The organism is Sphingobium tyrosinilyticum (assembly GCF_042654265.1).
Classification (GTDB): Bacteria; Pseudomonadota; Alphaproteobacteria; order Sphingomonadales; family Sphingomonadaceae; genus Sphingobium; species Sphingobium tyrosinilyticum.
The window spans coordinates 1-6,830 of the sequence record NZ_JBHSFZ010000059.1 but is presented as its reverse complement, the minus strand read 5'-3'; the positions used below and the strand labels follow the sequence as shown (position 1 = coordinate 6,830).

The 6,830-nt window shown below is 58.2% G+C and carries 10 protein-coding genes and 1 pseudogene; 7 read left to right on the top strand and 4 right to left on the bottom strand.

The genetic code is table 11. The features are described from left to right. Window positions 1-168: 168 nt before the first annotated feature. Window positions 169-324: pseudogene (locus ACFO3E_RS20885) on the top strand (helix-turn-helix domain-containing protein); the annotation flags it as partial. Here ACFO3E_RS20885 and ACFO3E_RS17135 read toward each other — a convergent pair. Continuing rightward, window positions 324-1,241 carry a GGDEF domain-containing protein gene (locus tag ACFO3E_RS17135; RefSeq protein WP_380806650.1) on the bottom strand — a complete coding sequence of 306 codons (918 nt, stop codon included), beginning with the start codon at window positions 1,239-1,241 and terminating at the stop codon, window positions 324-326. The pseudogene ACFO3E_RS20885 and the gene ACFO3E_RS17135 overlap by 1 nt on opposite strands. A 105-nt stretch (window positions 1,242-1,346) precedes the next feature. Between ACFO3E_RS17135 and ACFO3E_RS17130 the strand changes: the two genes are divergently transcribed. From ACFO3E_RS17130 to ACFO3E_RS17120, 3 genes are all read left to right on the top strand, one after another. Next, window positions 1,347-1,613, top strand: a complete 267-nt coding sequence (locus tag ACFO3E_RS17130) for a helix-turn-helix domain-containing protein (RefSeq protein WP_380806647.1) — start codon at window positions 1,347-1,349, stop codon at window positions 1,611-1,613. Window positions 1,614-1,692: 79 nt separating this feature from the next. Beyond that, complete coding sequence (locus ACFO3E_RS17125; RefSeq protein ID WP_380806645.1) at window positions 1,693-2,769, top strand: Ros/MucR family transcriptional regulator; 1,077 nt, start codon at window positions 1,693-1,695, stop codon at window positions 2,767-2,769. A gap of 137 nt (window positions 2,770-2,906) precedes the next feature. Continuing rightward, window positions 2,907-3,329, top strand: a complete 423-nt coding sequence (locus tag ACFO3E_RS17120; protein ID WP_380806642.1) for an HIRAN domain-containing protein — start codon at window positions 2,907-2,909, stop codon at window positions 3,327-3,329. A gap of 27 nt (window positions 3,330-3,356) precedes the next feature. Here ACFO3E_RS17120 and ACFO3E_RS17115 read toward each other — a convergent pair whose 3' ends face one another. Beyond that, entirely contained in the window at window positions 3,357-3,893 is a 537-nt protein-coding gene (locus ACFO3E_RS17115; protein WP_380806640.1) for a hypothetical protein, read from the bottom strand. A gap of 172 nt (window positions 3,894-4,065) precedes the next feature. Between ACFO3E_RS17115 and ACFO3E_RS17110 the strand changes: the two genes are divergently transcribed. Next, a complete protein-coding gene (locus tag ACFO3E_RS17110) occupies window positions 4,066-4,341 on the top strand; it encodes an HU family DNA-binding protein (protein ID WP_062121727.1) in 276 nt (91 codons plus the stop codon). A 488-nt stretch (window positions 4,342-4,829) separates the two neighbouring features. On the opposite strand, the gene ACFO3E_RS17105 is transcribed toward ACFO3E_RS17110, so the two are convergent. Further along, window positions 4,830-5,297, bottom strand: a complete 468-nt coding sequence (locus ACFO3E_RS17105; RefSeq protein ID WP_380806638.1) for a PIN domain-containing protein — start codon at window positions 5,295-5,297, stop codon at window positions 4,830-4,832. Further along, window positions 5,294-5,524: a type II toxin-antitoxin system Phd/YefM family antitoxin gene (locus ACFO3E_RS17100; protein ID WP_179046081.1), complete on the bottom strand. Its 231-nt coding sequence runs from the start codon at window positions 5,522-5,524 to the stop codon at window positions 5,294-5,296. Before ACFO3E_RS17100 ends, ACFO3E_RS17105 begins: the two co-directional genes overlap by 4 nt. A 156-nt stretch (window positions 5,525-5,680) precedes the next feature. Here ACFO3E_RS17100 and ACFO3E_RS17095 point away from each other — a divergent pair, with 156 nt between their 5' ends. Then, window positions 5,681-5,977 carry a hypothetical protein gene (locus ACFO3E_RS17095; protein ID WP_380806636.1) on the top strand — a complete coding sequence of 99 codons (297 nt, stop codon included), beginning with the start codon at window positions 5,681-5,683 and terminating at the stop codon, window positions 5,975-5,977. 52 nt (window positions 5,978-6,029) lie between these two features. Then, a complete protein-coding gene (gene trxC / locus ACFO3E_RS17090) occupies window positions 6,030-6,488 on the top strand; it encodes a thioredoxin TrxC (protein ID WP_380806634.1) in 459 nt (152 codons plus the stop codon). Window positions 6,489-6,830: the final 342 nt, after the last annotated feature.

Genomic DNA, 6,830 nt, shown 5'->3' with positions numbered 1-6,830 from the left:
GAGGGCTTCACGCAGCCCCTGCTGTCATCAATGGTGTCTTTTCTATCGGGGACAGATAGTGTCTTCTCTATCCGGCAGGAACAACGAGTGTAAGCGGGTGGATTCTAGATCGAAGTGCGAAATCCTAGGTTTTATAGGGGTTTGATCCCCTTTCCAGGTAGGCACGCGATGAACGGCTATCAGCATGTGGGTTTGGACGAGCGGCGCGATATTTATCGGTTGGTGGCGACGGGTCGGTCCGTGCGGGAGGTTGCAGCGACCCTGCGCCGGCATCCATCGACGATTTATCGCGAGCTCAAGCGCAACCGGAACCTGGATGAGCATCATAGCTCACCTCGAACCAAGCCACCGTGGCGTGACCGGCCGCTGTTCTCGCCGCATCGCCCGGCGTGCAGCAGTTGGACCGAATCTTTCCCCCCACTCTTTGCTTGATACATAGCCAGATCAGCCGCATGCATCAGTCGCTGGAAATCCTGGCGTCTCTCAGGTGCAATAAGCAGCGCACCAATGCTGCACGTCACCGGATGGCGTCCGTCTGCCAGAACAGCGGTCAGATGGGCATGAAGGCTGTTCGCGACATTCGACGCCTCCTGTGCCGATGTCACCCGGGTTAAATAGGAGAACTCATCACCCCCCACTCGGCCGACAAGACCATCGCTGCGACGCGCTGCTAGAAGAGCGTCGGCAAATCTCCCGATTACCTCGTCACCTGCTTGATGCCCGCCGCGGCTGTTGACCGCCTTGAAATCGTCTAGGTCGAAGACAAGGAGGAGCAGTATGTGCCCAGCGCGAGCCGCATCCTCGATCATGTTCCTCGCGCAGCGCTTAAAAACTTCCTTATTGAGCATATGGGTCATGGGGTCGTGGCGAGCGAGAAACCGTTCTCGATCGTAGGATCGCCGAAAGCTTGTGACGGTCGCGGCGAGAAACAGCAGCGGCAGGACGCGGATCCCTACCTGCATCATCGCCATCTCGGAATTGGCAATAATTCCGTACCGGATTGCGGAGGCGACACTCAGGAGCGCAGCGCTCGCAGCTACAAGATAGCCTTCGCGGGCGCCCAAACCCCAGCAGGCTCCGCAGATCATCACGATGTACACAGGCGCAAGGCCTGCCGCCGGTAGGCTATAGTCAAGAAAGGCGACAATCGCCGTGCCGGTTACGATCGCCAGCCACACTTCTTCTCTGGACAGTGCATCGAGCTGCGCAGCCAATCGGCCGCCAGGCAAATGTCTGTTCACGTCGGTACCCCATTCAAAAACCGGTAGGCTCATAATAGTCGCCACTGATGAATTGATGCTTAAAACCCGTCGCCTTATAACCATCCGGTAGGCGATTTGTGAAGCGTGAAACGCACCCACCCCGGACGGCTACGCACGATCGTGGCCACGAATGTTCGCCGATTTCGAATGGAGACCGGCCTCAGCCAGCAAGATTTTGCCTACGAAATCGAGATGGACAGGACCTATTTCGGCGGGATCGAACGCGGTGAGCGCAACGTCTCGATCGACAATATCGAGCGGATCGCAAATGGCCTGAAAGTTCAGCCGTTCCTCTTATTGGTAGAGGCCGATCCCGATGACAAATCCGAGGGCCCCCTCCCCGACCGGTAGTTCAGGATTTTCCCGGCCCTTATGATGCGTGCGTCGTGAGCCAGGTGGGTGGGGCAAACTGATCGAGCCTCAGCAGCCCATGCCCTTTTTGACCGGCAACAATTGCTGTGAACGTCGCAACATTACGAAGTGGAAAGCGAAGTTTGCTGAGTGCAGGCATAACTTTCGTTCCGAGGGCTGCTGGATTGATCTCGCTGTAGATCTCGCCGCCAGCCGCTCTGATCATGGCACCTGGTTGATTGACACTGTCTATCTTCTGCATTGGACAGAGCGTCACATCAACAACGCAACATTTACATGTCTACAAATATGTTTAAAGGGGGCATTCTCACTGATCAACGGGTCGATCCTCATGGCAGACGAAAGCAAGTCCGACATCACCGCGCTTACCGTTCAACTTCTGAGCGCATTTGTATCCAAAAACACGGTTTCCAGCGAAAATCTTGCTGAGCTGATCAAGACCACGCGAGCCGCTTTGACAGAAGATCTCACGCCTGCGGCGAACGAAGCGCCAGCACAGGAATTTGTGCCAGCAGTTTCCGTCCGCAAGAGCTTGTCCTCACCAGATCACGTCATCAGTCTCATTGATGGCAAGCCCTATAAGACGCTGAAGCGGCATCTTGCCACGCATGGGCTGACGCCAGAACAATATCGCGAACGCTACAAGCTGCCCAAGTCCTACCCGCTGGTGGCCGCAAGCTATTCAGATGCGCGTCGCGCTGTAGCGGAGAGGCTTGGTCTTGGCAGGAAGCCGGCCGCCGCTTCTGTTCCCACAAATGTCCCGGCTGTTGAGGCACCGGCTGCTGCGGAGAGCAAAAACGCTGCCGGCAAAGCACCTGCCAAGGCCGCAAAGCCCAAGGCGTCCGCTGCATCGGCTGAAAAGGGCGAAGTAAAGGTGCCAGCAGCCGCCAAGGCTGCCCCCCGCAAGCGCCTTTCCATTGCATTCTCCAAGGAAGAAAAATCGCCCACTCCGCCCATTGAGAAAGCCGAGAGCCCGGGCGGCGGGAGCAAGACGGCCAAGCCCAGGACGAGCGCTGCGAAGGCAGTACCTGCGCCCAAGGTCAAGGCCGCCAACAAGCCCAAATCGTCGAAAGCCAATACAAAGGCCGCTGCTGCAAATGTGAATGCAAAGGTGCCCGAGCCAACAACTAACTGATCGAAGGATGTGCAGCCCTGCCATCGAGTGGGGCTGCCACCCTTTTTGGGGACAATTGCCTGACGGCGAATCTGATGGTTGCATCGCCTTCCCAGCCTCTCTGGACACCGCAGCGGCTTTTCCGTTAAGCGGACCCGATGCCACAAGAACTCAGTCTTGCAGTTGTCGGCGCACTGCACCCCAACCCGGACGGCACGAACCGACAGTTCGAAATCCGGATGCTCAATCCCGGCGATGCTATTTCGCTGGTGCGGGAACCCAACAACAAGGCCGACAGCTCCGCCGTTGCGGTGTTCTCCTTCCGCGGATTGCAGATCGGTTATCTATCGGCTGAACGGTGCGGCTGGATTGGCTCCAAAATTGGTCAAGGTCAGGATGTCCGCGCCGTTTTCCAGGCTGCCACGAAGGACGGTGCAATCATTCGGGTGCATCTCGATGGCGGCACCCCCACCCTACCGCCGCCGCCACCTGAACCAGTCACGACCGAAGACGAGTTGCATGAGAGCAAAGCCGACCCGGATTGCGGCTTCTGGCCGGATTATATTCCACCGGATGATTGAAGCGGGCCGATCCGACGGGGCCTCACTCTAGTGCACGCGGCCTAAAGCTCTCCTCGCCTCCGGCGTGATCGTGTAGACCGCCTCCCGCTGCGCGCCGCGGTTCGCGTGATCGACACGATACCCCTTATAGTGGCGCCGCAGTAAACCCGCCCGCACCAGGTCCGACGCGGCGCGGCTGATGCTTGTCCGTCCGGACCGCAAGATCCGCGCTTTCACCTCATCAGCGAGCACGATCTCCGCAGCAGCAGGATCCTCCGGCAGTTGACCTTTGGCGACCAGGTCCACGCGCACCGCTTCAATAAGCGTGCGCCGCCGACCGTCACGCTGCGCCAGCGGAATCAACGCCTCGCAGAGCCAATCGCGTACCGGAAGCAGGGCGCCGCCATAGCGGACATAAGGTCCAACGCTGTCACCCTGGCCTACGGCCTTGTAAATGAGGTTCAGCACCATGAACGCATAACGGGGTCGCTTGGAAACCTGCGAAATCCGTTCGATGAGATCAGGCAGCGAGCCCAAGGTGGACGCTGCTTCATAGGGTGCGAAAAGATCGGCCTGCTGGAACATATCAGGAATCTAGCACAAGCTGCACACATGTGAATCCCCCGTACCCGTAGCAAACGACAAAAAACACGCGTGTCACTTTACCGTGAGGCGCAGAGCTCGCTCGCCTGGCAAATCTCGTTGCCCAAAGTGGAAAAGCCGATAGATATGGCGCTCCATTTTTTCGGAGATCTTCATGAACAATAGCGCTCTCGCCGAAGCCATCGCGACCGAGCATGGCCTTAGCAAAGCCGACGCACGCAGCTATGTCGATGCGGTGTTCAATGCCATTGCTACCGCCGCTGCCAACGGCAATGAGGTGAGCTTAAATGGCTTTGGCAAGTTCAAGGTGAAGGATAGCCCTGCTCGTGAAGGCCGCAATCCTGCCAATGGTCAAACGATCCAGATTGCAGCGTCAAAGAAGCTGACGTTCACGCCTGCGAAGGCTGTCAAGGACCAGTTGAACGGCTGAGAAAGGGAGCGCCGTCCGACGCGGCGGCGCTCTATCATTGGTCCGGGTGTCACTTTTTCTAAGCGGGTAAAGTGACACTTCTGGCATTCTGTTGGCCGGGTGCCGGCATCTCTCGCCACAGCGGCAATTGCACTTTCTGCAATCGCGCTTCCTCCCTTCGCAATTGTCGGTTGCAAGGTGCAATGCGAAAGGGGGAATGCCTTTCAGGCATCCTCTCCTAAGACTTAGTGGGCTGGTCGTTCGATCGGCCCTTTTTTTTCGCTGGCCTGTCCGGATCACCCTTGTGATGCCGCATCGCGTAACGAGTTCGAGCTGCTACGCGCCAACGCTCCCCCCGGTCTCCTTAGGTTGCGCCAGGGCCCTCACTATCCCTTTATAAACGCTGCTAAATCTGATTAAAGCGCGGTACCCATATGGGATGCTAGCGCCGTCCGTTATCCTCGAAGCTTGCAAAAAGAGCAAAAACACCAGTGGGCTGGTGAGTCTGCTTAGTGCGCCGCCTCAAGCAGCGCAGCAAGTTTAGTATTCAGGCTGTCCCGCAGCGGATTGACGACCGTCAGCCCGCGGGTCACGAAACCGTCTTGCATGTCTTCGGACAGCAGCAACGTGCAACCTGCGTCGGCTGCCGCAGTGAGGATCAATGCATCCCAGAACTGCAGCTTATGGTCCACCACTAGATCCGCAGCTGCAAGAATGGTCTTGGGTTCTGAAGCCGAACTGCCAAAAGCTTGAGCAAATTCGATCAGCACCGCCCGCGCCTCGTCCGCACTCGCTCCACCGCGGCGCAGCACAACGAATAGTTCGCCAAGCGTCTGTGCTGGAGCAAGAAGGCTCACCCCACTACCAAGCCGTGCGATCAAATCTCTAATCTGGTCAATTTTCGCGTCGTCGCGAGCGTCACGACTAACGCCTGCGAGATAGGCCAAGATATTGGTGTCGAGGGCAACGCGCGTCATTCGTAAAGATCGTCACGCGACCAGTTTCCTGCATGCCGCACAGGCAAGGCAGCTACAAATTTCAGTAGATGCTGTATCGACCGTTGCTCGCGGGCACGGTCAACGGGCAGCACCCTTGCCACGGCGCGGCCGCGCGACATGACAGTAAAGCTCTCGCCCTCCGCGACTTCGCGTAAGAGTTCCGAGAAACGCTGATTGGCGTCACTAGCGCTGATTGCTCGTTCCATGCCCCCAATCTAGTGCATAACACTAACATTGCAAGGTGAGGTGCGCGGCGCACGCACCGCCGAACACATAGGACCGTGGATCGCCTCGAGGTTGGAATGGAACGGGGGACCCAACATGATCGTCATCCGTTACACCCGCACTTTGGGAGAGAGACTATGTACCGCACATCCACTTTCATCATCGCGTTCGCGATCAGCTTGGCGCTGTCAGCCTGCGGCGGAAAAGGAGACGACAAGCTGGGTGAACAGGCACAGGAAGCAATGGAAAACAAAGCAGACAAGATGGACGCGATGGCCGACAATATGAGCGGCACCGCTGAAGATATGATGGAGGCCAAGGCCGACGCGACGAGAGAAGCCGGGGAGGCCAAGGAAGAAGCAATCGACAGGTCTGACGTAAATGCAGACGCGCTGTCCGCCGCGCAGCGATCTGAGATCGTCAACGGAAATTGATGGTCGGCGCAGGCTGCTGCGCTGCCACCATTGGGAGTAGAAGCCCGTCTTCATGAGCGACAACAAGAGCCTGATCATCATTTGCCCGCGATGTAGCACCGCGAACCGCGTTCCGGCTCACAGGCTTCAGGCGGGCGGCACGTGCGGACGGTGCAAGCGGCCACTTTTCGCAGGCGAACCGATAACGCTCACCGCCGCCAATTTTGATGCGCACGCAAGTCGCAGCGACATTCCCCTACTTGTGGATTTCTGGGCCTCTTGGTGTGGACCTTGCCGTCAGATGGCGCCTGCCTTCACAGCGGCCGCGCGCGAGCTTGAACCCTATATGCGCTTGGGTAAGCTCGACACCGAAGCAGAGCAGGCAGTTGCGGGACGCTATGGGATCCGCTCAATCCCCACGATGATCCTGTTTTCAAACGGCCGGGAAGTTGCCAGGCAGTCAGGCGCCATGCCGCAACAGGCGATAGTCGCCTGGGCCAAGTCCCAATCCTTGGGGAGCATGCCGCGCTGAGGCTTAAATTTGGCGGGCATAAGCCCCGCCGATGCATCATCGACCAGCACTTGAAATCCGTTCGTTATTGCGGTGACGGCACTCCGCGGCGAACAAGCGTCCAGTTGACAAGCTCGCTCTCCTGTTCTCGGCTTCTAGCTGAATGCAGGGAGACACATCATGCACCGGATAATGGCGTTGGGCGCGGCGATCGCGGCAATCGCTAGCACGCCCACGCTCGCGCGAGACAATTCGGCTCGCGCAGTGTGACGTGACCCCCGCCTTTCATCCAGCGGCGACCAGAGACCGACCGGTGTTGTCGCGCAGGAGCGCGGTTGAAGCAATGGGCGGGTTTAAACCCGC

Bases quoted from the DNA above. Each gene is read 5' to 3' on its own strand.
- ACFO3E_RS17125 (WP_380806645.1), top strand. From the start codon at position 1,693: ATGCCCTTTTTGACCGGCAACAATTGCTGTGAACGTCGCAACATTACG.
- ACFO3E_RS17120 (WP_380806642.1), top strand. From the start codon at position 2,907: ATGCCACAAGAACTCAGTCTTGCAGTTGTCGGCGCACTGCACCCCAAC.
- ACFO3E_RS17115 (WP_380806640.1), bottom strand. From the start codon at position 3,893: ATGTTCCAGCAGGCCGATCTTTTCGCACCCTATGAAGCAGCGTCCACC.
- ACFO3E_RS17110 (WP_062121727.1), top strand. From the start codon at position 4,066: ATGAACAATAGCGCTCTCGCCGAAGCCATCGCGACCGAGCATGGCCTT.
- ACFO3E_RS17105 (WP_380806638.1), bottom strand. From the start codon at position 5,297: ATGACGCGCGTTGCCCTCGACACCAATATCTTGGCCTATCTCGCAGGC.
- ACFO3E_RS17100 (WP_179046081.1), bottom strand. From the start codon at position 5,524: ATGGAACGAGCAATCAGCGCTAGTGACGCCAATCAGCGTTTCTCGGAA.
- ACFO3E_RS17095 (WP_380806636.1), top strand. From the start codon at position 5,681: ATGTACCGCACATCCACTTTCATCATCGCGTTCGCGATCAGCTTGGCG.
- trxC (WP_380806634.1), top strand. From the start codon at position 6,030: ATGAGCGACAACAAGAGCCTGATCATCATTTGCCCGCGATGTAGCACC.